Annotated in this window: 43 protein-coding genes; 41 read left to right on the top strand and 2 right to left on the bottom strand. The window is 39.3% G+C overall.

The features are described 5' to 3' along the window. The first annotated feature begins 207 nt into the window (after positions 1–207). From rpsJ to ACM6HU_RS13015, 39 genes are all read left to right on the top strand, one after another. Positions 208–516 (top strand): 30S ribosomal protein S10, encoded by a 309-nt coding sequence (gene rpsJ / locus ACM6HU_RS13205; RefSeq protein WP_001040596.1) that lies wholly within the window; start codon positions 208–210, stop codon positions 514–516. 34 nt (positions 517–550) lie between these two features. Then, complete coding sequence (gene rplC / locus ACM6HU_RS13200) at positions 551–1183, top strand: 50S ribosomal protein L3 (RefSeq protein WP_016116951.1); 633 nt, start codon at positions 551–553, stop codon at positions 1181–1183. Positions 1184–1208: 25 nt separating this feature from the next. Further along, positions 1209–1832 (top strand): 50S ribosomal protein L4, encoded by a 624-nt coding sequence (gene rplD / locus ACM6HU_RS13195; RefSeq protein WP_001127261.1) that lies wholly within the window; start codon positions 1209–1211, stop codon positions 1830–1832. Continuing rightward, positions 1832–2122 carry a 50S ribosomal protein L23 gene (gene rplW, locus ACM6HU_RS13190; RefSeq protein ID WP_016116952.1) on the top strand — a complete coding sequence of 97 codons (291 nt, stop codon included), beginning with the start codon at positions 1832–1834 and terminating at the stop codon, positions 2120–2122. Before rplD ends, rplW begins: the two co-directional genes overlap by 1 nt. Before the next feature lie 28 nt (positions 2123–2150). Continuing rightward, positions 2151–2981, top strand: coding sequence for a 50S ribosomal protein L2 (rplB, locus tag ACM6HU_RS13185; RefSeq protein WP_003194355.1), 831 nt, complete (start codon positions 2151–2153; stop codon positions 2979–2981). A 60-nt stretch (positions 2982–3041) separates the two neighbouring features. Continuing rightward, complete coding sequence (gene rpsS, locus ACM6HU_RS13180) at positions 3042–3320, top strand: 30S ribosomal protein S19 (RefSeq protein WP_000124454.1); 279 nt, start codon at positions 3042–3044, stop codon at positions 3318–3320. A gap of 17 nt (positions 3321–3337) precedes the next feature. Next, a complete protein-coding gene (gene rplV / locus ACM6HU_RS13175) occupies positions 3338–3679 on the top strand; it encodes a 50S ribosomal protein L22 (RefSeq protein ID WP_003194358.1) in 342 nt (113 codons plus the stop codon). Between the two features lie 3 nt (positions 3680–3682). Continuing rightward, positions 3683–4342 carry a 30S ribosomal protein S3 gene (rpsC, locus tag ACM6HU_RS13170; RefSeq protein WP_000529958.1) on the top strand — a complete coding sequence of 220 codons (660 nt, stop codon included), beginning with the start codon at positions 3683–3685 and terminating at the stop codon, positions 4340–4342. A 1-nt stretch (position 4343) separates the two neighbouring features. Further along, the gene (gene rplP, locus ACM6HU_RS13165) at positions 4344–4778 is read left to right on the top strand and encodes a 50S ribosomal protein L16 (RefSeq protein WP_016116953.1); all 435 of its coding nucleotides are present in this window, start codon (positions 4344–4346) and stop codon (positions 4776–4778) included. Next, on the top strand, positions 4768–4968 hold the full coding sequence (gene rpmC / locus ACM6HU_RS13160) for a 50S ribosomal protein L29 (RefSeq protein ID WP_000855718.1): 201 nt from the start codon (positions 4768–4770) through the stop codon (positions 4966–4968). Before rplP ends, rpmC begins: the two co-directional genes overlap by 11 nt. 20 nt (positions 4969–4988) lie before the next feature. Further along, complete coding sequence (gene rpsQ / locus ACM6HU_RS13155) at positions 4989–5252, top strand: 30S ribosomal protein S17 (RefSeq protein ID WP_016116954.1); 264 nt, start codon at positions 4989–4991, stop codon at positions 5250–5252. A gap of 43 nt (positions 5253–5295) precedes the next feature. Continuing rightward, entirely contained in the window at positions 5296–5664 is a 369-nt protein-coding gene (gene rplN, locus ACM6HU_RS13150; RefSeq protein ID WP_000615914.1) for a 50S ribosomal protein L14, read from the top strand. 38 nt (positions 5665–5702) lie between these two features. After that, a complete protein-coding gene (rplX, locus tag ACM6HU_RS13145; RefSeq protein ID WP_077295468.1) occupies positions 5703–6014 on the top strand; it encodes a 50S ribosomal protein L24 in 312 nt (103 codons plus the stop codon). Positions 6015–6040: 26 nt separating this feature from the next. Beyond that, positions 6041–6580: a 50S ribosomal protein L5 gene (rplE, locus tag ACM6HU_RS13140; RefSeq protein WP_016116955.1), complete on the top strand. Its 540-nt coding sequence runs from the start codon at positions 6041–6043 to the stop codon at positions 6578–6580. A 33-nt stretch (positions 6581–6613) separates the two neighbouring features. Further along, positions 6614–6799: a 30S ribosomal protein S14 gene (rpsN, locus tag ACM6HU_RS13135; RefSeq protein ID WP_001085700.1), complete on the top strand. Its 186-nt coding sequence runs from the start codon at positions 6614–6616 to the stop codon at positions 6797–6799. A 29-nt stretch (positions 6800–6828) separates the two neighbouring features. Further along, positions 6829–7227, top strand: coding sequence for a 30S ribosomal protein S8 (gene rpsH, locus ACM6HU_RS13130; protein WP_000245511.1), 399 nt, complete (start codon positions 6829–6831; stop codon positions 7225–7227). Positions 7228–7259: 32 nt separating this feature from the next. Next, complete coding sequence (gene rplF / locus ACM6HU_RS13125) at positions 7260–7799, top strand: 50S ribosomal protein L6 (protein ID WP_003194369.1); 540 nt, start codon at positions 7260–7262, stop codon at positions 7797–7799. Between the two features lie 31 nt (positions 7800–7830). Then, complete coding sequence (rplR, locus tag ACM6HU_RS13120; protein ID WP_000628818.1) at positions 7831–8193, top strand: 50S ribosomal protein L18; 363 nt, start codon at positions 7831–7833, stop codon at positions 8191–8193. 21 nt (positions 8194–8214) lie between these two features. Further along, positions 8215–8715 (top strand): 30S ribosomal protein S5, encoded by a 501-nt coding sequence (gene rpsE, locus ACM6HU_RS13115; protein ID WP_000554646.1) that lies wholly within the window; start codon positions 8215–8217, stop codon positions 8713–8715. 16 nt (positions 8716–8731) lie between these two features. Then, positions 8732–8914, top strand: coding sequence for a 50S ribosomal protein L30 (gene rpmD, locus ACM6HU_RS13110; protein ID WP_001085234.1), 183 nt, complete (start codon positions 8732–8734; stop codon positions 8912–8914). Positions 8915–8947: 33 nt separating this feature from the next. After that, positions 8948–9388 (top strand): 50S ribosomal protein L15, encoded by a 441-nt coding sequence (gene rplO / locus ACM6HU_RS13105; protein WP_006093108.1) that lies wholly within the window; start codon positions 8948–8950, stop codon positions 9386–9388. After that, positions 9388–10689: a preprotein translocase subunit SecY gene (gene secY / locus ACM6HU_RS13100; protein ID WP_016116956.1), complete on the top strand. Its 1302-nt coding sequence runs from the start codon at positions 9388–9390 to the stop codon at positions 10687–10689. Before rplO ends, secY begins: the two co-directional genes overlap by 1 nt. A gap of 54 nt (positions 10690–10743) precedes the next feature. Continuing rightward, a complete protein-coding gene (locus ACM6HU_RS13095; protein WP_003194378.1) occupies positions 10744–11394 on the top strand; it encodes an adenylate kinase in 651 nt (216 codons plus the stop codon). After that, complete coding sequence (gene map / locus ACM6HU_RS13090) at positions 11394–12140, top strand: type I methionyl aminopeptidase (RefSeq protein ID WP_016116957.1); 747 nt, start codon at positions 11394–11396, stop codon at positions 12138–12140. Before ACM6HU_RS13095 ends, map begins: the two co-directional genes overlap by 1 nt. Positions 12141–12208: 68 nt before the next feature. Then, complete coding sequence (infA, locus tag ACM6HU_RS13085) at positions 12209–12427, top strand: translation initiation factor IF-1 (RefSeq protein WP_001029884.1); 219 nt, start codon at positions 12209–12211, stop codon at positions 12425–12427. Positions 12428–12462: 35 nt separating this feature from the next. Then, positions 12463–12576 (top strand): 50S ribosomal protein L36, encoded by a 114-nt coding sequence (gene rpmJ, locus ACM6HU_RS13080; protein WP_000868344.1) that lies wholly within the window; start codon positions 12463–12465, stop codon positions 12574–12576. Positions 12577–12597: 21 nt separating this feature from the next. Then, entirely contained in the window at positions 12598–12963 is a 366-nt protein-coding gene (gene rpsM / locus ACM6HU_RS13075; RefSeq protein WP_003194382.1) for a 30S ribosomal protein S13, read from the top strand. A gap of 24 nt (positions 12964–12987) precedes the next feature. Then, complete coding sequence (gene rpsK / locus ACM6HU_RS13070; protein WP_000101797.1) at positions 12988–13377, top strand: 30S ribosomal protein S11; 390 nt, start codon at positions 12988–12990, stop codon at positions 13375–13377. Positions 13378–13558: 181 nt separating this feature from the next. Further along, positions 13559–14503 carry a DNA-directed RNA polymerase subunit alpha gene (locus ACM6HU_RS13065; protein ID WP_000569645.1) on the top strand — a complete coding sequence of 315 codons (945 nt, stop codon included), beginning with the start codon at positions 13559–13561 and terminating at the stop codon, positions 14501–14503. 35 nt (positions 14504–14538) lie between these two features. Beyond that, positions 14539–14901, top strand: coding sequence for a 50S ribosomal protein L17 (gene rplQ / locus ACM6HU_RS13060; protein WP_000331491.1), 363 nt, complete (start codon positions 14539–14541; stop codon positions 14899–14901). A gap of 111 nt (positions 14902–15012) precedes the next feature. Continuing rightward, positions 15013–15855, top strand: coding sequence for an energy-coupling factor ABC transporter ATP-binding protein (locus ACM6HU_RS13055; RefSeq protein ID WP_016116958.1), 843 nt, complete (start codon positions 15013–15015; stop codon positions 15853–15855). Then, the gene (locus ACM6HU_RS13050) at positions 15831–16712 is read left to right on the top strand and encodes an energy-coupling factor ABC transporter ATP-binding protein (RefSeq protein ID WP_016133318.1); all 882 of its coding nucleotides are present in this window, start codon (positions 15831–15833) and stop codon (positions 16710–16712) included. The genes ACM6HU_RS13055 and ACM6HU_RS13050 overlap by 25 nt, the downstream gene beginning before the upstream one ends. Further along, on the top strand, positions 16700–17494 hold the full coding sequence (locus ACM6HU_RS13045; protein ID WP_016116960.1) for an energy-coupling factor transporter transmembrane component T family protein: 795 nt from the start codon (positions 16700–16702) through the stop codon (positions 17492–17494). The genes ACM6HU_RS13050 and ACM6HU_RS13045 overlap by 13 nt, the downstream gene beginning before the upstream one ends. 14 nt (positions 17495–17508) lie before the next feature. Beyond that, entirely contained in the window at positions 17509–18252 is a 744-nt protein-coding gene (gene truA / locus ACM6HU_RS13040) for a tRNA pseudouridine(38-40) synthase TruA (RefSeq protein ID WP_016116961.1), read from the top strand. A 152-nt stretch (positions 18253–18404) separates the two neighbouring features. Further along, positions 18405–18842 (top strand): 50S ribosomal protein L13, encoded by a 438-nt coding sequence (rplM, locus tag ACM6HU_RS13035; RefSeq protein WP_001260793.1) that lies wholly within the window; start codon positions 18405–18407, stop codon positions 18840–18842. Between the two features lie 21 nt (positions 18843–18863). Beyond that, the gene (gene rpsI / locus ACM6HU_RS13030) at positions 18864–19256 is read left to right on the top strand and encodes a 30S ribosomal protein S9 (protein WP_000079986.1); all 393 of its coding nucleotides are present in this window, start codon (positions 18864–18866) and stop codon (positions 19254–19256) included. 413 nt (positions 19257–19669) lie between these two features. Then, positions 19670–20098 (top strand): DUF2521 family protein, encoded by a 429-nt coding sequence (locus ACM6HU_RS13025; RefSeq protein ID WP_016116962.1) that lies wholly within the window; start codon positions 19670–19672, stop codon positions 20096–20098. 66 nt (positions 20099–20164) lie between these two features. Beyond that, on the top strand, positions 20165–20878 hold the full coding sequence (gene cwlD, locus ACM6HU_RS13020; protein WP_016116963.1) for an N-acetylmuramoyl-L-alanine amidase CwlD: 714 nt from the start codon (positions 20165–20167) through the stop codon (positions 20876–20878). Positions 20879–21026: 148 nt separating this feature from the next. Next, complete coding sequence (locus ACM6HU_RS13015; RefSeq protein ID WP_016116964.1) at positions 21027–22094, top strand: Mrp/NBP35 family ATP-binding protein; 1068 nt, start codon at positions 21027–21029, stop codon at positions 22092–22094. A 71-nt stretch (positions 22095–22165) separates the two neighbouring features. Here the strand turns inward: ACM6HU_RS13015 and gerD are convergent, their stop codons facing one another. Next, positions 22166–22786, bottom strand: coding sequence for a spore germination lipoprotein GerD (gene gerD / locus ACM6HU_RS13010; protein WP_003205520.1), 621 nt, complete (start codon positions 22784–22786; stop codon positions 22166–22168). Positions 22787–22924: 138 nt separating this feature from the next. On the opposite strand from gerD, the gene ACM6HU_RS13005 reads away from it, so the two are divergent. Beyond that, complete coding sequence (locus ACM6HU_RS13005) at positions 22925–23539, top strand: KinB-signaling pathway activation protein (protein WP_016116965.1); 615 nt, start codon at positions 22925–22927, stop codon at positions 23537–23539. A 216-nt stretch (positions 23540–23755) separates the two neighbouring features. On the opposite strand, the gene pdaB is transcribed toward ACM6HU_RS13005, so the two are convergent. Continuing rightward, the gene (gene pdaB, locus ACM6HU_RS13000; protein ID WP_077295470.1) at positions 23756–24520 is read right to left on the bottom strand and encodes a polysaccharide deacetylase family sporulation protein PdaB; all 765 of its coding nucleotides are present in this window, start codon (positions 24518–24520) and stop codon (positions 23756–23758) included. A gap of 401 nt (positions 24521–24921) precedes the next feature. Between pdaB and ACM6HU_RS12995 the strand changes: the two genes are divergently transcribed. Continuing rightward, positions 24922–25140 carry a hypothetical protein gene (locus ACM6HU_RS12995; RefSeq protein ID WP_006093093.1) on the top strand — a complete coding sequence of 73 codons (219 nt, stop codon included), beginning with the start codon at positions 24922–24924 and terminating at the stop codon, positions 25138–25140. The last annotated feature ends 127 nt before the right edge of the window (positions 25141–25267 follow it).

Raw genomic sequence — 25267 nt, 5'->3', positions numbered from 1 at the left:
ATAATAGCAAAAGTAGAGAAAAGCAGATGCAAACAAAAAGATGCTTGCATCTAGACGAATAACATTGTATAATAGAAAATGTTGGTCTTTGACTGCGATGAAGTGGAAGGTTGCTGACACACCCGGCCGCTTTGCCATGGCATGGTGTGGGGAAATTTCCATGGAGAAGGTCTATTTTAGAAATAGGCGAACGAAGGAGGGAAAATAATGGCAAAAGAAAAAATTCGTATCCGTTTAAAAGCTTACGATCACCGTATTCTTGATCAGTCAGCTGAGAAAATTGTAGAAACAGCTAAGCGTTCTGGGGCAACAGTTTCTGGTCCGATCCCATTACCAACTGAAAAAACTGTTTACACAATTCTTCGTGCTGTCCATAAGTACAAAGATTCTCGTGAGCAATTCGAAATGCGCACGCACAAACGTCTAATCGACATCGTGAGTCCTACTCCTCAAACAGTAGATTCATTAATGCGTTTAGATTTACCATCTGGTGTAGATATCGAAATCAAACTATAATTCATATAACTTAAAAATGTAGGAGGTGTAACTCATGACCAAAGGAATCTTAGGAAGAAAGATCGGTATGACTCAAGTATTTGCTGAAAACGGTGAGTTAATCCCAGTAACAGTAATCGCTGCGAACCCAAACGTTGTTCTTCAAAAGAAAACAACAGAAACTGACGGCTATAATGCAATTCAGTTAGGATTCGAAGATAAACGTGAAAAGTTAACTAACAAACCTGAACAAGGCCACACTGCTAAAGCATCTACTACTCCTAAGCGCTTCATTCGCGAAATCCGCGATGCAGACGTGGACGGATTAGAGGTTGGTCAAGAGGTAAAAGTTGAAGTTTTCACTGCAGGTGAAATCGTTGACGTAACAGGAATTTCTAAAGGTAAAGGTTTCCAAGGTGTTATTAAACGCCACGGACAATCTCGCGGACCTATGTCTCATGGTTCTCGCTATCACCGTCGTCCTGGTTCAATGGGCCCAGTTGCTCCGAACCGTGTATTCAAAGGCAAAAAACTTGCTGGACGTATGGGTGGAGACCAAGTTACAATCCAAAACTTAGAAATCGTTCAAGTTGACGCTGAGCGCAACTTATTATTAGTAAAAGGTAACGTTCCAGGTGCTAAGAAATCTCTTGTAGTTGTTCAAGGCGCTGTGAAGGTTAGTAAATAATTCACAATAGGAAGGAGGAATTCCAATGCCAAAAGTTACTGTATATAACCAAACTGGTTCACAGGTTGGTGAAATCGAATTAGCTGAAGCTATTTTCGGTATCGAACCAAATGAAGCTGTACTTTTCGAAGCTGTAATGATGCAACGTGCGTCTTTACGTCAAGGTACACACAAAGTAAAAACTCGCTCTGAAGTGCGCGGTGGTGGTCGTAAACCATGGCGTCAAAAAGGAACTGGACGTGCTCGTCAAGGTTCTATCCGCTCTCCTCAATGGCGTGGTGGTGGTACGGTATTCGGACCTACACCAAGAAGCTATGCGTACAAACTTCCTAAGAAAGTTCGTCGTTTAGCGATCAAATCTGCATTAGCTACTAAAGTAGTTGAGAACAACATTGTAGTTCTTGAAGACCTAGTGTTAAATGCACCAAAAACAAAAGACATGGTAGCAGTACTTAAAGGATTAACTGTTGAAAAGAAAGCTCTTATCGTAACTGCTGATGCAAACGAATCTGTAGAGTTATCTGCTCGCAATATCCCTGGAGTAACAGTAATCACTGCTGATGGCGTAAACGTTTTAGACGTGCTTCATCATGATAAGCTAATCATGACAAAAGCGGCAGTGGAAAAAGTAGAGGAGGTGCTTGCATAATGAGAGATCCTCGTGATATCATTAAGCGCCCAGTTATCACTGAACGTTCTATGGAAATGATGGCTGAAAAAAAATACACGTTCGACGTGGACGTTAAATCTAATAAAACAGAAGTTAAAGACGCTATAGAAGCGATCTTTGGTGTTAATGTAGACAAAGTAAATATCATGAACTACAAGCCGAAAGCAAAACGCGTTGGTCGTCACGCTGGTTTTACTAACCGTCGTCGTAAAGCAATCGTTAAGCTAACTGCTGACAGCAAAGAAATCGAAATCTTCCAAGGTGTTTAATTCTTACTAAAGAAGGAGGGAAATTGAGATGGCAATTAAGAAGTATAAACCAACTACTAACGGTCGTCGTAATATGACAACGAATGATTTCGCTGAAATTACTACTGACAGACCTGAAAAATCTTTACTTGCGCCTTTAAGCAAAAAGGCTGGTCGTAATAACCAAGGTAAAATTACTGTACGTCACCAAGGTGGCGGACATAAGCGTCAATACCGTATCATCGACTTCAAACGTAATAAAGATGGAATTCCAGGACGCGTTGCTACGATCGAATACGATCCAAACCGCTCTGCGAATATCGCATTAATTAACTACGTTGACGGTGAAAAACGTTACATCCTTGCTCCTAAAAACTTAGAAGTAGGTATGGAAGTTATGTCTGGCGCTGAAGCTGACATTAAAATCGGTAACGCATTACCATTAATCAACATTCCAGTAGGTACTGTTGTTCATAACATCGAGCTTAAGCCTGGTCGTGGCGGACAATTAGTTCGTTCTGCTGGTACATCTGCTCAAGTACTTGGTAAAGAAGGAAAATACGTACTTGTACGTTTAACTTCTGGTGAAGTGCGTTTAGTATTATCTGCTTGTCGCGCTACAGTTGGTCAAGTAGGTAACGAACAACATGAACTTATCAAAATCGGTAAAGCAGGTCGCTCTCGCTGGTTAGGTAAGCGCCCAACAGTTCGTGGTTCTGTAATGAACCCAGTTGATCACCCACACGGTGGTGGTGAAGGACGCTCTCCAATCGGACGTAAGTCTCCAATGTCTCCATGGGGTAAACCAACTCTTGGATTCAAGACTCGTAAGAAAAATAAAGCGTCTGATAAATTTATCGTTCGTCGTCGTAAAAAATAATGGGATTGTAGTACGGTTCATTTCTAGAACCGTACGCCAATCACGAAGGGAGGCACCACAATGGCTCGTAGCTTAAAAAAAGGACCATTTGTCGATGATCACTTAATGAGCAAAATGGAAAAATTAGTTGCATCTGAGCAAAAACAAGTTGTTAAAACTTGGTCTCGCCGTTCAACAATCTTCCCTCAGTTCATCGGTCATACAATTGCTGTATATGATGGTCGTAAACACGTACCTGTGTACATCACTGAGGATATGGTTGGCCATAAGTTAGGTGAATTCGCACCAACTCGTACGTACAAAGGTCACCTTGCTGACGATAAGAAAACTAGAAGATAATGAGAGGAGGCACTTCAATGCAAGCTAAAGCAGTAGCGAGAACAGTTCGTATTGCTCCTCGTAAAGTTCGTTTAGTTGTAGACTTAATCCGAGGTAAGCAAGTGGGTGAAGCGATTGCTATCCTTAACCACACACCAAAAACTGCTTCTCCAGTTGTAGAGAAAGTTTTAAAATCTGCAATCGCAAATGCAGAGCACAATTACGAAATGGACATTAACAACCTAGTTGTTGAAACAGTTTTCGTTGACGAAGGTCCAACGTTGAAACGTTTCCGTCCACGTGCAATGGGTCGTGCAAGCCAAATTAACAAACGCACAAGCCACATCACAGTTGTGGTATCAGAAAAAAAGGAGGGATAATCGATGGGTCAGAAGGTTAATCCAATTGGTCTTCGTGTCGGTGTTATCCGTGACTGGGAATCTCGTTGGTTCGCTGAAAAAGATTACGCTACATTATTACATGAAGACATCAAAATCCGTGAGTACATTACTGTACGCTTAAAAGATTCTGCTGTTGCTAAAGTAGAAATCGAACGTGCAGCAAATCGTGTAAATGTTACAATTCACACTGCAAAACCTGGTATGGTAATTGGTAAAGGTGGTACAGAAGTTGAAGCACTTCGTAAAGCTCTTAACCAATTAACAGGCAAGCGTGTACACATCAACATCTTAGAAGTTAAGAGAGCTGATCTTAACGCTAAATTAGTAGGCGAAAACATCGCTCGTCAATTAGAAAACCGTGTATCTTTCCGTCGTGCACAGAAGCAAGTAATTCAACGTGCTATGCGTGCAGGAGCTAAAGGTATTAAAACACAGGTTTCTGGTCGTCTTGGCGGAGCTGATATCGCTCGTGCAGAATCTTACAGTGAAGGAACTGTTCCACTTCATACACTTCGCGCTGATATTGACTATGCAGCAGTTGAAGCTGATACAACATACGGTAAATTAGGCGTAAAAGTATGGATCTACCGTGGAGAAGTCCTTCCTACAAAAAAGAAAGCTTCTGAGGAAGGAGGAAAATAATATGTTAATGCCTAAACGCGTAAAATATCGTAGAGAGCATCGTGGTAAAATGCGTGGTCGTGCAAAAGGTGGAGCTGAAATTGCTTTCGGTGAATTCGGTTTACAAGCACAAGCCGCTTCATGGATTACAAACCGTCAAATCGAAGCTGCTCGTCGTGCAATGACTCGTTACATGAAACGTGGCGGTAAAGTATGGATTAAAATTTTCCCTTCTAAGCCTTACACTGCAAAACCTCTAGAAGTACGTATGGGTTCCGGTAAAGGGGCACCAGAAGGCTGGGTAGCAGTAGTAAAACCTGGGAAAATTATGTTCGAAATCGCGGGTGTATCTGAAGAGGTAGCACGCGAAGCCTTACGTCTTGCAGCTCACAAATTACCAGTGAAATGTAAATTCGTAAAACGTGAAGAAAATGGTGGTGAATCTAATGAAAACTAATGATATTCGTGAATTAACCACTGCCGAAATCGAAACAAAAGTTAAAGCTTTAAAGGAAGAGTTGTTTAATCTTCGCTTCCAACTTGCTACAGGACAATTAGAGAATCCAACTCGCATCCGTGAAGTGCGTAAAGCGATTGCTCGTATGAAAACTGTAGTTCGTGAAAGAGAGATCGGAATTAATCGATAAATTGAGGGGAGGTTTGCATAGTGAGCGAACGTAACCAACGCAAAGTTTATACTGGTCGTGTAGTGTCTGACAAAATGGACAAAACGATTACAGTTTTAGTTGAAACTTACAAAACTCATTCCTTGTACGGAAAACGTGTTAAGTATTCTAAAAAGTACAAAGCCCATGATGAGCAAAACCAAGCAAAAATTGGCGATATCGTAAAAATCATGGAAACTCGCCCGCTTTCTGCTACTAAGCGTTTCCGTTTAGTTGAAATCGTTGAAGAAGCGGTTATTATCTAAATAGACGAATCGGAATTTTTAGTCCGAAGGGAGGTTTCATAACATGATCCAACAAGAATCTCGTTTGAAAGTTGCTGACAATTCTGGTGCACGTGAACTTTTAACAATTAAAGTATTAGGCGGCTCTGGTCGTAAATATGCTAACATTGGTGATATTATCGTTGCTACGGTAAAACAAGCAACACCAGGTGGCGTTGTTAAAAAAGGTGACGTTGTTAAAGCAGTAGTGGTACGTACGAAGAGCGGAGCTCGTCGTCCGGACGGTTCTTACATTAGCTTTGATGAAAACGCAGCGGTTATCATTAAAGACGATAAGAGCCCACGTGGTACTCGTATCTTTGGACCAGTAGCTCGTGAATTACGTGATAGCAACTTCATGAAGATCGTTTCTTTAGCTCCAGAAGTTCTATAATTTAAGGTATTGCCTTGCTAAGGAGGTGCAGAATTAAGATGCATGTAAAAAAAGGTGATAAAGTACAGGTAATCACTGGTAAAGACAAAGGAAAACAAGGTGTTATCCTTGTGGCTTTCCCAAAGCAAAACCGTGTTATCGTTGAGGGTGTTAACATCGTTAAGAAACACTCTAAGCCATCTCAATTAAATCCACAAGGTGGAATTATTACGAAAGAAGCACCTATTCACGCTTCTAATGTTATGGTATTAGATCCGAAAACAGGCGAACCTACTCGTGTAGGCTTCAAAGTAGAAGATGGTAAAAAAGTTCGTATTGCAAAAAAATCTGGTGAATTATTAGATAAATAATTTTCTTAAGAAAGGAGGTCACTTCATTGAATCGCCTTAAAGAGAAGTTCCAAAAGGAAATTACTCCTGCTCTAGTGAGCAAGTTTAACTATAAATCTGTGATGGAAGTACCGAAAATCGAAAAGATCGTAATCAACACTGGTGTTGGTGACGCGGTATCTAACTCAAAAGCTTTAGACAATGCAGTAGAAGAATTAACGCAAATCGCAGGTCAAAAACCTGTTGTAACTCGCGCTAAAAAATCAATCGCTGGTTTCCGTCTTCGTGAAGGTATGCCAATCGGTGCAAAAGTAACTTTACGCGGCGAGCAAATGTATGAGTTCTTCGACAAATTAGTATCAGTTTCTTTACCACGTGTACGTGATTTCCGTGGTGTTTCTAAGAAATCATTCGACGGTCGTGGTAACTACACATTAGGTGTTAAAGAGCAACTAATTTTCCCTGAGATTGATTATGATAAAGTAAACAAAGTCCGCGGTATGGACATCGTAATCGTTACTACAGCGAAAACTGATGAAGAAGCTCGTGAACTTTTAACACAATTCGGTATGCCATTCCAAAAATAATGGAAGCCAACGCTAAGTAGAGGAGGCGAAAACGTGGCTAAAAAATCTATGATCGCGAAACAAAAGCGTACTCCTAAGTTTAAAGTACAAGAGTATACACGTTGCGAACGCTGCGGTCGTCCGCATTCTGTATACCGCAAATTTAAACTTTGCCGTATTTGTTTCCGTGAACTTGCATATAAAGGTCAAATTCCTGGTGTTAAAAAAGCTAGTTGGTAAAACCCACAAATGGGAAGGAGGTAAAACACATGGTGATGACAGATCCAATTGCAGACATGCTTACTCGCATCCGTAATGCGAACATGGTACGTCATGAGAAATTAGAGGTTCCTGCTTCTAAAATCAAAAAAGAGATCGCTGAACTTTTAAAACGTGAAGGTTTCATTCGTGATGTAGAATACATCGAGGATAACAAACAAGGTATCCTTCGTATTTTCCTGAAATATGGTGCAAACAATGAACGTGTAATCACTGGATTAAAACGTATCAGTAAACCTGGCTTACGCGTTTACGCTAAAGCTGACGAAGTACCACGTGTACTTAACGGATTAGGTATCGCTCTTGTTTCTACATCTAAGGGAGTAATGACAGACAAAGATGCTCGTCAATTACAAACTGGTGGAGAAGTAGTAGCATACGTTTGGTAATATATATTTAAAACGAACGGAGGTGTGACCACATGTCTCGTATTGGTAAAAAGATTCTTGAAATCCCTGCAGGTGTTACTATCACAGTTGCAGAAGACAATACTGTAACAGTAAAAGGCCCTAAAGGTGAATTAACTCGTACTTTCAATGCTGATATGTCTATCAAAATTGAAGAAAATACACTAACAGTTGAGCGTCCATCTGAACAGAAGGAACACCGTGCATTACACGGTACAACTCGTGCTTTAATCGGAAACATGGTTGAAGGTGTAACTACAGGTTTCGCACGCGGACTTGAATTAGTCGGTGTTGGTTACCGTGCTCAAAAACAAGGTGATAAACTTGTATTAAGCGTAGGTTATTCTCATCCAGTAGAAATGACTCCGGAAGCAGGACTTGAAGTTGAAGTACCTGCACCAACTAAAATCGTAATTAAAGGTATCGACAAGCAACGTGTTGGCGAATTTGCTGCTAACATCCGTGCTGTACGTGCTCCAGAGCCATATAAAGGCAAAGGTATTCGTTACGAAGGCGAAGTTGTTCGTCGTAAAGAAGGTAAAACTGCTAAGTAAACCCGTTAGGTGAGAGAAAGGAGTGACAAGAATGATCACTAAAGCTGATAAAAATGCGACTCGTAAGAAAAGACATGCACGTGTACGTGCAAAACTTACTGGTACTGCAGAACGTCCACGTTTAAATGTGTTCCGTTCTAACCAACATATTTACGCTCAAGTTATTGATGATGTAAATGGTGTAACATTAGTAAGTGCATCTACTCTTGATAAAGACCTTGCTCTTAACGGTACTAGCAATACTGAAGCTGCTACGAAAGTTGGCGAATCAGTTGCTAAGCGTGCTGTAGAGAAAGGCGTTAAAGAAGTAGTATTTGATCGCGGTGGTTACTTATACCATGGCCGTGTTAAAGCTCTAGCTGAAGCTGCTCGTGAGGCTGGATTACAATTTTAATGGTCAAAGGAGGGAAAATTGATGCATCGCATTGACCCAAGTAAATTAGAACTTGAAGAACGTGTAGTTACGATAAATCGTGTCGCGAAAGTTGTTAAGGGTGGTCGTCGTTTCCGCTTTGCTGCACTAGTTGTAGTTGGCGATAAAAACGGTCATGTTGGATTCGGTACCGGTAAAGCACAAGAGGTACCAGATGCAATTCGCAAAGCTATCGAAGACGCTAAGAAAAACTTAATCGCAGTACCATTAGTTGGTACAACAATTCCACACACAATCAACGGTCATTTTGGAGCTGGTGAAGTATTCTTAAAACCTGCTGCTGAGGGTACTGGAGTTATTGCTGGTGGACCAGTTCGTGCGGTACTTGAATTAGCTGGTGTACAAGATATTCTTTCGAAATCTCTTGGTTCTAACACACCAATTAACATGATTCGCGCTACTGTGAACGGATTAAGCGAGCTTAAGCGCGCTGAAGATGTTGCAAAATTACGCGGTAAATCTGTAGAAGAGCTACTAGGTTAAGAAGGAGGGAAAACAAATGGCGAAAAAGTTAGAAATTACCCTCACTCGTAGTGTAATTGGTCGTCCACAAGATCAACGTGCGACGGTAGAAGCTTTAGGTCTTAAAAAGTTGAATTCAACTGTAGTTAAGGAAGAAACTCCTGCTATTCTTGGTATGATCAACAAAGTTTCTCACCTTGTAACTGTAAAAGAAGCTTAAGGATAACTCATTAATATAAGGAGGTGCCTGGGAATGAAACTTCATGAATTAAAACCTGCAGAAGGTTCTCGTAAAGTACGTAACCGTGTCGGTCGTGGTATCGGTTCTGGTAACGGTAAAACTGCTGGTAAAGGTCATAAAGGACAAAACGCACGTTCTGGTGGCGGTGTTCGTCTTGGCTTCGAAGGTGGTCAAACTCCATTATTCCGTCGTTTACCAAAACGCGGCTTCACAAACATTAACCGTAAAGAGTTTACTATCGTAAACTTAGCAACGTTAAATCGTTTTGAAGATGGTACAGAAGTAACACCTGAATTATTGCTGGAAACTGGCGTTATCAGCAAATTAAACGACGGTGTTAAAGTTCTTGCAAGCGGAGCTGTAGAGAAAAAATTAACTGTTAAAGCGCACAAGTTCTCTTCAAGTGCTAAAGAAGCAATTGAAGCAGCTGGCGGATCAGTTGAGGTGATCTAATGTTTCGTACAATCTCCAACTTTATGCGCGTTGCTGAGATAAGACGTAAAATATTATTCACTTTAGCGATGTTAATCGTATTCAGGATTGGCACGTTTATCCCAGTGCCATTTACAAATGGAGACGTACTGAAAGCACAAGATCAGTTAAATGCATTAGGCATCCTAAATACATTTGGCGGTGGCGCGTTGAAAAACTTCTCCATCTTTGCGATGGGAATCATGCCGTATATTACAGCATCCATCATCGTGCAATTATTGCAGATGGATGTTGTTCCTAAATTTTCGGAATGGTCGAAGCAAGGCGAAATGGGCCGTCGTAAACTAACGCAATTCACGCGTTATTTTACAATTGTTCTTGCGTTTATTCAGGGGTTTGGTATGTCAATCGGTTTTAACGGTATGGTAGGTGGACAGTTAATTTTGAATCCAGGTTGGAGCACTTATTTATACATTGCTACGGTACTGACTGCTGGTACTGCATTTTTAATGTGGTTAGGTGAACAGATTACAGCTAAAGGTGTAGGTAATGGTATTTCCATCCTAATCTTTGGTGGTATTGCCGCAGCGATCCCAAGTGTAATATCTCAAGTGTATCAACAACAGTTTCAAAATGCCGGAGATCAATTGTTCATGAGTATCGTTAAAGTTGTATTGATTTTACTAGCTGTGTTAGCAGTTGTTGTTGGTGTTATTTTCATTCAACAAGCTGTTAGAAAGATCCCAATTCAATATGCGAAGCGTGTAACAGGAGGAAATGGTAATCATGCTGGAGCACAAAACACACATTTACCGCTTAAGGTAAATAGTGCGGGTGTTATTCCAGTAATTTTTGCTGTTTCATTCTTGATTACACCTCCAACTATTGCACAGTTCTTCCCGAAACATGACGTATCGCAGTGGATTATTGCAAACTTTAACTATTCCCACCCAGTGGGAATGATAATATATGTAGCGCTCATTGTAGCCTTCACATACTTCTATGCATTTGTTCAGGTTAATCCAGAGCAAATGTCAGAAAACCTAAACAAGCAAGGTGGATATGTTCCAGGTATTCGTCCGGGTAAGAATACAGAACAATATCTAACAAAAATCTTGTATCGTTTGACCTTTGTAGGATCTATTTTCCTAGCAGCGATTGCAATTCTTCCAGTTATCTTTACGAAATTGGGAAATCTTCCTCCATCTGCACAGATCGGTGGAACGAGTATGTTAATCGTTATCGGCGTTGCTTTAGAAACAATGAAGCAGCTAGAAAGCCAACTGGTAAAACGCCATTACAAAGGGTTTATCAAGCAGTGAGTAAGTGGGAAGAATTGTCTTCCCTACATGCTCATGTATTGAGGGGGAACAAGGATGAACTTAATTTTAATGGGGCTTCCTGGTGCTGGTAAAGGTACACAAGCCGAACAGATTGTTGCCAAGTATAACATCCCTCACATCTCAACAGGAGATATGTTCCGTGCAGCTATGAAGGCTGAAACTGAACTTGGTTTACAAGCAAAGTCCTTTATTGATAAAGGTGCGCTTGTTCCAGATGAAGTTACAATCGGAATTGTTCGTGAGCGTTTAAGTCAAGAAGACTGTGTAAAAGGCTTCTTACTAGATGGTTTCCCACGAACAGTTGCACAGGCATCTGCACTTGAAGAGATTATGAAAGATCTTGGCAAAAAAATCGACTATGTTTTAAACATTAATGTGGATTCAGGATTGCTATTAAAACGTCTTACAGGCCGTCGTATTTGTAAAGAGTGCGGTGCGACTTACCACTTAGAATTCAATCCGCCAGCAAAAGCTGACGTGTGCGATAAATGTGGTGGCGAATTATATCAACGCTCTGATGACAATGAAGAAACTGTAGCGAATCGTTTAGAGGTAAATATTAAGCAAACAAAACCTTTGCTTGATTTCTATGAAGAGCTTGGTTACTTACAAAGCATTAATGGTGAGCAAGATATCAATAAGGTATTTGCTGATATTGATGTTCTCATTGGAGACTTAGCGTAATGATCATTTGCAAAACTCCTCGCGAGATAGAAATCATGCGAGAAGCTGGCAGGATCGTTGCTTTAACTCATCAAGAGTTGAAAAAGCATATTACTCCAGGAATTACAACGAAAGAGCTCGATCAAATAGCGGAAAAGACGATTCGAAAATATGGTGCTACGCCATCTTTTAAAGGATACAACGGATTTCCGGGAAGCATCTGTGCTTCTGTAAATGAAGAGCTTGTACATGGGATTCCAGGTAAGCGCAAGCTCCAAGAAGGTGATATCATCAGTATCGATATTGGTGCGAAATACAATGGGTACCATGGAGATTCTGCGTGGACGTATCCAGTAGGAAACATTTCTGAATCTGTTCAAAAGCTACTTGATGTCACAGAAAAATCGTTGTATCTTGGTCTAGAACAAATAAAACCAGGCGTGAGATTATCAAATGTTTCACATGCGGTTCAAACGTATGCTGAAGACAATGGATTCTCGATCGTTAGGGAGTATGTTGGTCACGGAATCGGGCAAGACTTACATGAAGACCCTCAAATCCCGCACTATGGTCCACCAAATAAAGGTCCTAGATTAAAGCCGGGAATGGTTATCTGTGTCGAACCGATGGTGAACCAAGGAAGACGATATGTAAAAACACTATCTGATGACTGGACAGTGGTAACGGTAGATGGTAAATGGTGTGCACATTTTGAGCACACGATTGCTCTTACAGAAGCAGGATACGAAATCCTTACCACTTTATAAGTAGCTGGCTCTCCGGGATTTCAGAGCAGTGTAAAATGTTACTGATTTGAAGAAGGGAGAACTATTGAATGGCTAAAGATGATGTAATTGAAGTCGAAGGTACCGTTCTTGAAACGTTGCCAAATGCTATGTTCAAAGTAGAATTAGAGAATGGGCATGTCGTATTGGCTCACGTTTCTGGTAAAATCCGTATGAACTTCATTCGGATTTTACCAGGAGACAAAGTTACGGTAGAATTATCTCCGTACGATTTAAATCGTGGTCGTATTACGTACCGTTTTAAATAATATAGCACTCCGTAATCTTTAAGGAGGTTCGAGACATGAAAGTAAGACCGTCAGTTAAACCAATCTGCGAAAAATGTAAAGTTATTCGTAGACGTGGAAAAGTAATGGTTATTTGTGAAAACCCTAAACATAAACAAAAACAAGGTTAATCAGAAGGAGGTGCATTCGGAATGGCACGTATCGCAGGTGTAGATATTCCTCGTGACAAACGCGTTGTTATTTCTTTAACTTACGTATTCGGCATTGGTCGCACGACTGCTGAAAAAATTCTTGCTGAAGCTGGTGTTTCTGAAGAAACACGAGTTCGTGATTTAACGGAAGACGAATTAGGTCGTATCCGTGACATCGTAGATCGCGTTAAAGTTGAGGGAGACCTTCGTCGTGAAGTTTCTCTTAACATTAAACGTCTAATGGAGATCGGTTCTTACCGTGGTCTTCGTCACCGTCGTGGTTTACCAGTTCGTGGTCAAAATTCTAAAAATAATGCTCGTACGCGTAAAGGTCCACGTCGTACAGTAGCAAATAAAAAGAAATAATAAGTAAAGGAGGTTGAACTAACAATGGCACGTAAAACAAACACTCGTAAAAAACGTGTGAAAAAGAATATTGAAGCTGGTATTGCTCATATTCGTTCTACTTTCAACAACACAATCGTAACACTTACAGATACTCACGGTAACGCACTTTCTTGGTCTAGTGCTGGTGCACTTGGTTTCCGTGGATCTCGTAAATCTACTCCATTCGCTGCGCAAATGGCTGCTGAGGCTGCTGCTAAAGTTGCAATGGAGCATGGTTTAAAAACTTTAGAGGTTACTGTAAAAGGTCCTGGTGCTGGTCGTGAAGCTGCAATTCGTGCTCTTCAAGCTGCAGGTCTAGAAGTAACAGCAATCAGAGATGTTACTCCAGTTCCTCATAATGGATGTCGTCCGCCAAAACGTCGTCGTGTTTAATTTTTCTGTATAGAATTTTCCCTTTTGTCTATAATGGATATGATGCATTATCGAGAAATTTCGTACAGAAACATCGCTTGTTGTGCACAATCGGGAACTGCCTAAGGGGGACTTTCGGTTAGACAGAGGTTTTTTCCTTTGTTTAGCCGAGGTTTCGACGTTTTGAAGGAGGGTTTAGTTAATGATTGAAATTGAAAAACCGAAAATCGAAACGGTTGAACTTAACGAAGATGCTAAATATGGTAAATTCGTGATTGAACCGCTTGAGCGTGGATATGGTACTACTTTGGGTAACTCCTTACGTCGTATTCTTTTATCCTCACTCCCTGGTGCCGCTGTAACTGCTATCCAAATTGATGGCGTATTACACGAATTTTCAACAGTTGAGGGCGTAGTAGAGGACGTTACGACGATCATCTTAAACTTGAAAAAGTTAGCTCTTAAAATCTACTCTGAAGAAGAGAAGACGTTGGAAATCGATGTACAGGGCGAAGGTATTGTCACAGCTGCTGATATTACTCACGATAGTGATGTTGAAATCTTAAATCCAGATTTATACATTGCGACGTTAGCAAAAGATGCGCATTTCCGCGTGCGTTTAACTGCAAAGCGTGGCCGTGGGTATACGCCAGCTGATGCAAATAAAAGCGAAGATCAACCAATAGGAGTTATTCCTATTGATTCTATTTATACTCCAGTATCACGTGTGACTTACCAAGTGGAAAAGACACGTGTCGGACAAGTGGCAAATTATGATAAGCTTACGCTTGATGTATGGACGGATGGAAGCATCGGGCCAAAAGAAGCTATCTCTTTAGGTGCCAAAATCTTAACTGAGCATTTAAATATCTTCGTTGGTTTAACTGATGAAGCACAAAATGCTGAGATTATGGTCGAGAAGGAAGAAGATCAAAAAGAAAAAGTTCTAGAAATGACTATTGAAGAACTTGATCTTTCTGTTCGTTCTTATAATTGCTTAAAACGTGCAGGAATTAATACTGTACAAGAGCTTGCGAACAAAACAGAAGAAGATATGATGAAAGTTCGTAACTTAGGACGTAAATCCTTAGAAGAAGTTAAGCATAAGCTTGAGGAATTAGGTTTAGGCTTACGTAAAGACGACTGAGGATTTAATCTCATCAACAAAGGAGGGAACTACGAATGGCATACAGAAAATTAGGCCGTACAAGTGCGCAACGTAAAGCTATGTTACGTGACTTAGCTACAGATTTAATTATCAACGAGCGCATCCAAACGACAGAAACTCGTGCAAAAGAACTTCGTTCTGTAGTGGAAAAAATGATCACTTTAGGTAAACGCGGAGATCTTCATGCTCGCCGTCAAGCTGCATCTTTCATCCGCAATGAAGTTGCTAATGCTGAGACTGGTCAAGATGCACTTCAAAAATTATTCGCTGATGTAGCTCCACGCTATGCTGAGCGTCAAGGCGGATACACTCGTATTGCAAAAATTGGTCCACGTCGCGGAGACGCAGCACCAATGGTAATTATCGAGTTAGTATAATGATAATTAAAAGGGCAGGACAGTTCTTTTCAAGTAACTGGTCATGGCCCTTTTTTTTTAAATATAGAAAATAGGCTAACTTGATGAAGTAATGAGAGAGGGTGCCTTGCATTGAAAAAAGAGAAACTTCGCACGCAAAATATATCATTTCAATATCCCGGGGCAACTTCTTATGCGCTAAAAGACGTATCATTCTCTTTATATGAGGGAGAATGGGTTTCTGTAATTGGACAAAATGGTTCAGGAAAGTCTACACTTGCAAAGCTATTAAATGGTTTATTTTTACCGGAATCAGGCACGATTGTTGTAAATGATACAATGACTTTATCTGAAGAAACGGTATGGGATATTCGAAAGAAAATAGGTATGGTATTTCAAAATCCAGATAATCAATTTGTTGGGACAACAGTGCAAGATGATGTTGTATTTGGTCTTGAAAATATCGGGATGCCTCGGGAACAGATGGTAGAACGGATGAATCAAGCGCTGCAGATGGTCCGAATGGAAGAGTTTCTTAATGAAGAGCCTCATTCGTTATCTGGTGGACAAAAGCAACGTGTTGCGATTGCAGGTGTGCTAGCATTGCAACCATCTATTTTAATATTGGATGAAGCAACATCGATGTTAGATCCACAAGGACGACGTGAAGTAATTGAAACGGTTAGGAAGCTTGTGGATACAAAAGGTATTACCGTGTTATCGATTACGCATGATTTGGAAGAAGCTGCACAATCAGACCGTGTTATCATTTTGAATCAGGGAGAAATATTAGAGGTAGGTACGCCAGAGCAAATTTTCAAGTCCTCTCATATGCTTAGGGAAATCGGATTAGATGTACCATTCTCAGTGAAAATAGCAGAATTATTAAAAAGAAATGAAATTCCACTGCAAAATACGCATCTTACAATGGAAAGCTTGGTGAACGAACTTTGGAGATTACATTCCAAACAGTAGAGCATCGTTATCAATATAAAACTCCATTTGAAAGACGCGCGCTTTATGATGTAAACGTGTCGTTTCCAAGTGGGGGGTATTATGCCATTATCGGTCATACTGGTTCCGGCAAATCGACGATGATTCAACATTTAAATGGTTTATTGCAGCCGACAAATGGCACGGTCCAAATTGGGGAGCATTTGATTTCCTCGCAAAAGAAAGAAAAGAAATTAAAGCCGCTACGAAAAAAAGTAGGGGTTGTCTTTCAATTTCCAGAGCATCAGTTATTTGAAGAAACAGTTGAGAAAGATATTTGTTTTGGACCCTCAAATTTCGGAGTATCGGAAGAAGAGGCAAGACAAAAGGCAAGGGATGCAATTGAGCTTGTAGGATTGGATCCAGAGCTATTAGCGCGTTCGCCGTTTGAGTTAAGTGGTGGACAAATGAGACGTGTTGCAATAGCAGGCGTACTTGCGATGGAACCGGAAGTGCTTGTATTAGATGAACCCACAGCAGGGCTTGATCCTAAAGGACAGCATGAGCTTATGGAAATGTTTTATAAGCTTCATAAGGAACAGGGGCTTACAGTAATCCTTGTTACCCATAATATGGAGGATGCTGCTAAATATGCGGATCAAATTGTGGTTATGCATAAAGGAACGGTCTTTTTGCAAGGAACAGCAGAGGAAGTATTTTCGCATGCAGATGAGTTAGAACAAATCGGCGTGGATCTTCCAATGTCTTTAAAGTATAAACGTGCAATTGAAGAGAAGTTTGGTATCTCCATTCCAAAGGCTACCTTATCTTTAGAGGATCTTACTCATGAAGTTGTACAGGTGTTACGAAAAGGTGGTCATGAATCATGCAGCAGTTGATTATTGGGAGATATATTCCAGGTAGGTCGCTCATTCATCAACTTGATCCACGTACGAAGCTGTTGATTGTCTTTTTATATGTATTTGTTGTCTTTTTAGCAAATAATGCGATTTCATATGGATTTTTATTTTTATATGCACTCATTGCTTTATTTTTTGCAAAAGTGCCGATTCGTTATGTACTTTCGGGCTTAAAACCAATCTTATGGATTTTTCTGTTTACCTTTTTTCTGCATATTTTTACAAACAAAGAAGGGGATGTACTGCTTCAGCTTGGTTGGTTTTCGATACATGAAAAGGGATTAGAGCAAGGGATATATATTTCTATACGCTTCTTTGTCATTATTTTAATGACGACATTATTAACGTTAACAACAACACCAATTGAAATTACTGATGGTATGGAAACATTGTTAAAGCCATTAAAGCGTATAAAGGTTCCTGTTCATGAAATCGCATTGATGATGTCTATTTCTCTTCGTTTTATCCCAACATTAATGGATGAGACGAGTAAAATTATGAAAGCACAAGCGTCCCGTGGTATTGATTTTTCTGGTGGGCCGATAAAGGACCGATTAAAGGCGGTTATTTCTTTGCTTGTACCGCTTTTTATTAGTGCCTTTAAGCGTGCTGAGGACTTAGCAATTGCAATGGAAGCGCGTGGGTATCAAAGTGGTGAGGGACGTTCTAAATTTAGGCAGCTACGCTGGAAAACAAGCGATACGTTAACGATAGTAAGTTTACTTTGTTTAGCATGTATTCTAGCATGGGTGCGATCGTAATGGAGAATAGAGAAATGGAAAGAATAAAATGTACAGTTGCATATGATGGCATCAATTTTTGCGGTTATCAAATTCAACCGCAGCATCGTACTGTTCAACAAGAAATAGAGAAAGCTCTGCAAAAATTGCATAAAGGAGAGCTTGTTCGTGTTCAGGCATCAGGACGAACAGATTCTACTGTTCATGCAAGAGGACAGGTTATTCATTTTGACACACCGTTGTCTCTTGAAGAATGGCAATGGATGAATGCCCTAAATACGATGCTGCCGGACGATATAGTTGTCAGGCAAGTAGAGAAAAAAACAGAAGATTTTCATGCACGCTATGGTGTTGAGAGAAAAGAATATCGCTACCGTGTATTATTATCTAAAAATGCTGATGTATTCCGTAGAAATTACGTATACCAGTATCCATATCCGCTTGAGATAGAATCTATAAGAAAAGCAATTCCTTATTTTATTGGAACGCATGATTTCACTTCGTTTTGTTCGGCAAAAACTGACAAAAAGGATAAAGTGCGAACAATTTACGAAATAGATTTAATGGAACAAGATGATGAGTTGATTTTTCGTTTTGTAGGTAATGGATTTTTATATAATATGGTTCGAATTATTGTTGGTACACTACTTAGCGTAGGACAAGGAAAGATGGTTCCTGACAGCATTCCAGAGATTTTAAAAAAACAAGATCGTCGTTTTGCTGGGAAGATGGTGCCAGGGCACGGGCTTTATTTATGGCAGGTAAACTATAACAACTAATCCTGGTGTAACATTTGCTTGACATTAGAAACTCAAAAGGATATCATAACATATGGTATTGTTTCTAAAACCACGATTAGCCCCGGAAGGAAATCGTGTTTAAGATAAACAATAGATTTTTTCTATGGAAAAGATAACGAGGAGGGAAACACATGCGTACGACTTTTATGGCAAAAGCTAACGAAGTTGAGCGTAAATGGTATGTGGTTGACGCTGAAGGTCAAACTTTAGGTCGCCTTGCTAGTGAAGTAGCATCCATTTTACGTGGTAAAAACAAACCAACATTTACACCACACGTTGACACGGGTGATCATGTAATTATTATTAACGCTGAGAAAATTCATTTAACAGGTAATAAATTAAACGATAAAATTTACTACCGTCACACTAACCACCCAGGTGGACTTAAACAAAGAACAGCTCTAGAAATGCGTACAAACTACCCTGTACAAATGTTAGAGCTTGCAATTAAAGGCATGCTTCCAAAAGGACGTTTAGGACGTCAAGTGTCTAAAAAATTAAATGTGTATGCTGGAGCTGAGCATCCACACCAAGCACAAAAACCAGAAGTTTACGAACTTCGCGGATAATTAATTAAAGGAGGGCTTACATTGGCACAGGTACAATACTATGGTACTGGACGTCGTAAGAGTTCAGTAGCACGCGTACGCCTAGTTCCAGGCGAAGGACGCGTTATCATTAACGGTCGTGATTTTGAAAACTATATCCCATTTGCTGCATTACGTGAAGTAGTGAAACAACCTCTAGTTGCAACAGAAACTTTAGGTAACTACGATGTACTTGTAAACGTAAATGGTGGTGGATACACTGGTCAAGCTGGTGCTATTCGTCACGGTATCTCTCGCGCTTTATTAAAAGCTGACCCAGAATACCGTCTAACATTAAAACGTGCAGGTCTATTAACTCGTGACGCACGTATGAAAGAGCGTAAAAAATACGGTCTTAAAGGCGCACGTCGTGCACCTCAGTTCTCAAAACGTTAATTTTTGCGAACTTCAAACCCCAGTCTATTGGCTGGGGTTTTTTATTATTTCAACCGGTAAGACCCCCTTCTCTAAACGAAGTGAAGGTAAGGGGAGTTTAATATGCCTAATGGAACTATATAAAGTGAAACTTCCATCCATCGTGAGCTTACGGGATAAATTCATTTTGATTTTTCACCATATAAATCACTGCTATGAAGAACAAAAGGTAACCTGCACTCGTATGTTCTTTTTGTTTAAACTTGGTTGGCATGGGGCAGAGAAAGGTTTTATATTGTTTTTTATTTATATAATTATCCTCAATTATTTTTAGTCCCCTTATTATTGCTTGGAATATTTTAGTGCTGCCTTCTTACGTATGCTTCATCTTTAGAAGTTTAGACTAATACGTATTAGGGAGGTTTATAAGTACTATGAATGTCATTGTTAGCTTACAAGAAAAACAAAAAGAAAAGCAGTTGAAATATGAACGGAAGATGCTTCGCGAACTATCATTAAAAACATTAAGATCTAATATTCGTGCTGCCTTCGATATGAAAGAACTGCACAGGCAGTACGAGGATTATTGTATTGAACTTGGAATTGAATCGTACTTATTAGGAGCAAGATATAGCAAATTTGGCTATTATGGTGAATCTTTTTTTGATGTGAAATATAGAGCTTTAGAAGAGGAGCAGCAATTAACAGAAATGTTGTTTCAATTTTTAACAAGCATGACCATGCGAGAGATAGAATCAAACGATAAGGAGTTGCTGTATGAGTCCTGTGAACAGTTTATTAGTTCATGGTGGCGCGAAGGGTATGAAAAGGGTGAAAGAAGATATCGTTTAAAGCTGCATTAAGAGAAGCATAAACTTTCCTCTTGTCCCATATAAGTAATTAGAGGGACTAGCTGGAGGAGGAAAGGTATGAAGAGAATTCGAATTATCTCTTTTATGCTTGCTGCGGTTGTACTGTTTTTCTTGGTAAAACAAGAATTTCAAATTACAAAATCGTGGAGAGCTTGGAATTTACCCTTATCTGGAAAAGTAATTGTACTAGATGCCGGACATGGTGGACCAGATGGAGGGGCGGTTGGTGGTAAAGATATTGTAGAAAAAGACATTACGCTTGAAATTACAAAAATGGTACAAGACTATTTGCAAGAACAAGGTGCTTTAGTTATTTTAACGCGAGAGGGAGATTATGATCTAGCTGATAAAGACACAAAGTCATATAGTAGGCGCAAAGCAGAAGATCTCAAAAAACGTGTAGAGATTATTAATAAGCCGGATGTAGACTTTTTTGTGAGTGTTCACTTAAATGCTTTGCCTAGCAGTAGTTCGAAGGGAGCACAAACGTTTTATTATCGCTCTTTAATTGAAAATGAGCGTGCAGCAAAGTTTATACAGGCTGAATTGCGAACTAGCCTAGAAAATACGAACCGCTCAGCTAAAACAATCTCCCGTGTTTATTTACTTAAGTATGCAAAAACACCAGGTGCTTTAGTTGAGGCTGGTTTTTTATCGAATGTAAATGAACGATATATGTTAAATTCAGAGAAGTATCAGCAAAAGGTTGCAGCTGCGATATACCGGGGAATACTACGTTATTTTACGGAAAAAGGAAATCCTCCTGAGTAAGGAGGGTTTTTTGAGTTCCTCTCGTTAACGAAGTTTTCGGAAAATATGTTATACTGGAAATGTAAACGCATTTATTTTGGAAATGAAAATAAATAAACCCAATTTATTTAACATGACTTTATTTTTCATACAGGGGGCTGGGCCGATTATGGTAACGAAAGAGCAAGTAGTGGAGGCGCTTGAAGGGATTAATGATCCATTTCTACATAAAACATTAAAAGAAACAAATGCAATTAAAGAGGTAAATATAAAGCCTGAGAAAGAGCATGTCAGTGTTAAAATTGCAATTGTAAAAACAGGGACTGCCGAACAAATGCAATTGCAGGCTACTATTGTGAAGCTTGTGAAAGAACTTGGAGCAGCAACGGTTGGTTTGCGTTTCGCTGAATTTACAGAGGAAGAGCTAGCGCAGTTTGCGCCGCCGCAAGAAGAGAAAGAAAGTCAATCTTTATTATCAGAGCATTCTAAAACAACATTTTTAGCAGTTGCAAGTGGAAAAGGCGGAGTTGGTAAATCAACTGTTTCTGTAAACCTTGCGATTTCATTAGCTCGTTTAGGAAAGAAAGTTGGTATTATTGACGCTGACATATATGGCTTTAGTGTGCCTGATATGATGGGAATCGAAAAACGTCCAATCGTAAGGAGCGATAAAATTATTCCAGTGGAGCGCTTAGGGGTAAAAGTAATTTCAATGGGCTTCTTTGTAGAAGACAATGCTCCTGTTATTTGGAGAGGGCCAATGCTTGGTAAAATGTTAAATCACTTTTTTACAGAGGTGGAATGGGGCGATTTAGACTATTTAGTATTAGACTTGCCACCAGGTACAGGGGATGTGGCTTTAGATGTTCACTCAATGCTACCATCTTGTAAAGAAATTATTGTAACAACGCCTCATCCAACAGCGGCATTTGTTGCAGCTCGTGCAGGCGCTATGGCACTTCGTACTGAACATAGTATTCTTGGGGTTGTTGAAAATATGGCTTACTTCGAGAGTAAAGTAACCGGTGAGAAAGAGTATGTGTTTGGAAAAGGCGGAGGAGATAAGTTAGCCGCAGAATTACAAACAGATGTATTAGGACGAATTCCACTTCAGCAACCAGATTGGAATAAAGAAGATTTTGCGCCATCGGTATACGAGGATACACATAAAACGGGTGTCATCTATCGGACGATAGCTGAGCAAGTTATTGATAGAACATCAGTTAAACAAAAATAAATTTATGCAAGTAGAAAAATTCCCCATCCTGTATGTGGTGATGGGGAGTTTCCTATGTGCAAGGAGTTGTTTTATTTTTGTTCTTTGCTTCCGCCTTTTGAACCGCCTTCTCCGCCAGATTCTTTTTTTTCAGAGCCGCCGCTCTTTTCGGCTTTTTCAATACCTTTGCTAATGATATCAATTATCTTAGTTTGGAAGAGTGGACTTTCAGCGGATTCTGTTAATACTTGTTGTAAATATTGACGATACTCTTTGCTTTTCATTGTTTGTAGCATCATCTTCTCTACTTCGGGATTTTTCATAATTTCTATAACGCCTGCTTGATATTCAGGGTCTTTTAATAGAGTTTTCATTAAGGCTGTTTGTTCTTTACTGATACTTTTTGCGAATTTCGCTGAAAACTCTGGGTCTTTAAATAGTTTTTCCCAAAGCTGCTGCCCTTTTTCGGATACCATCGCATCTTCAATCGTTTTTTTGACCACAGTTTCATCCAATATAAGTGCTTGTTTCATTTTCTCATCTGTTAATACATCTTGAATTGCTTTCTTTCCTTGATCGGTTTTTAAAATATCGACAATCATTTTTTTTGTTTGATCGTAATCTAATTCAGATTTCGCTTCTTTTCCTTGTGCACATGCGACAAGTACAGTAAAAAGAAGTGAAGAAACTAAGACGAGCAGCATCCGTTTCATTAGCTGGAGCTCCTTTCAACACAGTTCTCTTTTTTAATATAAATATCTTAGAGGAATTTATACATGTTCATGGCTAGCTTTTTGAAATTGTCATTGATACAATTTAAGTAGAAATATATCAATAATGGGGGATGTGTTGTGAATAGCCGAAAATGGGTACGACTATTTTTAACGACGTTGCTACTTGGGGGGATTAGTACAATCCTTATTGGTTTTATTTTAGGATGGGACAAGTACGCTAAATTTTTTCAAAATTTTGACGGTAAAGAGATTCTAATAATTTCTTTTTGGTTACTTGGCGTTGGTTTTATTTTTAGTGTAATTAGTCAAATGGGCTTTTTTGCGTATTTAACAGTTCATCGTTTTGGGCTAGGAATGTTCCGATCGTCTGCTCTTTGGAACGCAGTTCAGCTCTTTTTCATTGCATTTGTACTTTTTGATTTTGTTTATTTAAGATCGGTACTCGTTGCAAATGGAGATGTTTCGTTTGGGAATAATATTCTTGTAGCAGGAATGTTGTTTTTATTTGGAGCACTTGTAGCCTATATAAAGAGTAAAGAGACGAATAAAAAAGCGTTTATACCGGCTTTGTTCTTTATGGTTGTCGTAACAATCCTTGAATGGGTACCGGCGCTTCGGATTAATGATACTGATTGGTTATATTTGATGGTTATACCACTTTTATTGTGTAATGCATATCAGTTACTCATATTACATCGTTTAATAGGACAAAGAAGTAAGTCAGTTAGTTAATTAACAATATACGAGTGAAAAAGGATACAGCACCTTTCGTATGGGGTGCTGTATCCTTTTTAGTATGGGGATTTTTATCCTGCTATTTGCGGACAGTAACATTTCTACCTTAAAATTCAGCGGAATTAAAGAGGTTAGGTGCAAGATGAACGGTCCATAAAAGCCCGATTGGTGAGGGCTAATAATCAGTGGAGAGAATCCCCACTGATTAAAGTTTTACTTTATGTCATTACTTCTTGCACTTGTGTTAGAAATAAGCTGTGATACAGATACTTGCTCATAGCCATCGCTTTTTAATTTCTGCAGGAGCAGCGGTAGAGATTTATTTGTTTGAAGTGCCGAATCGGAAGCGTGTAATAAAACGATGTCTCCACCTCGTAAATTGTTAGCGACTGTTGATACAATTTTATTTACACCAGGGTTTTTCCAGTCGTTTGAATTATTACTCCAGTGTACAACAGTATATCCAAGAGACTCTGCTACTTTGAGAACTGTTTTATTAAATTCCCCACTAGGAGGCCGCAAGAGCTTGACTTGTTTTATGCCAAGCTTTGTAAATACATCTTGCGAACGTAAAAGGTCTCTTCGCATTTCGTTCGCTTCCAAAGAAGGATAAGATGTATAGTTATATCCCATACTGCCAATTTCGTGACCATCCTGTATAATCCGTTCGACAATATCGGGGTGCCTTTCTGCCCATGCTGCAGAAAGGAAGAAAGTCGCATTTTTAATTTCTCTTTCTTTTAAAGTATCAAGAATAGGAACTGCTTTTTTATCTCCCCAGCTAATATCGAATGTTAACGCAACTTGTTTTTTTGCGGTATCGCCTTTGTAAATGACTTTTGGACCAGTTGCAGTTGAAAAAGCCGATTGATGAGAATATGTCTTTAAAAAAAGAAGCCACGCTGTAAATAAGGACAGTATGATAATTAAACTAATGTGCTTAAATTTACGTTTACTTGTTATAAAAAAGAAAAACATAATACTCCGCCCCTTTGTCCAATCCTTTTCAGTTACTTATATGCTCAAAAAGTTGAAAAGAGAACTGAACGATTAATATCGTAGGAAATGGATATAATGGACAATATAGTATGAATTGTAATTTTGGTGGTGATGCATTCGTCATTAGAGTTGATGAATATATTACGCTATTTTGTGTATATATATGTTTTGATTTTCTAACATATAAGTCGCTGCTAGGAAGAACAAAGGGTGACCTGCACTCGTTTCACTCTTTGTTTTAACTTGGCATAGGGCGCGGGAAGAGGGTCTGATCGCTTCTATGCATGACCGGATGTTCTCTCCCACCTAAAGATTAGGGTTTATGTTGGTTTTTCAATTTGTATTTATATAGGCATATGAGTAATTGTTGAGGTGATAGTTTGCTTGGGATTATGATTACAAAAGAAGAACAGAAAGAAATAGAATATGTATTGAAGAGAGAGCTGGATGAGCTTTTATTTGATTTTGCAGACGAGCGAATACATGATGTCGTAAAAAAGACAATGGAAGAACGATATAAAATTCTTTTTTGTTTATTTAGAAGAGTAGCAAATGCAGAAGAATGCATCCGTTATGTAAGAAAAAGAATTTTTTATTAAAAAGTGTTGACTCAAGTAGTTGATATATGATAAATTAATAACCGTCGCTGATGCGGAACAGCAGAAAGCGAAAAAAGAAATTAAAAAACTTAGTTGACATCAAAAAACGAAGATGTTAACATAAGGA

It is taken from the genome of Bacillus sp. IT-79MI2, assembly GCF_949768135.1.
Lineage (GTDB): Bacteria > Bacillota > Bacilli > Bacillales > Bacillaceae_G > Bacillus_A > Bacillus_A pseudomycoides.
This window is presented reverse-complemented; position numbering and strand designations above follow the sequence as displayed.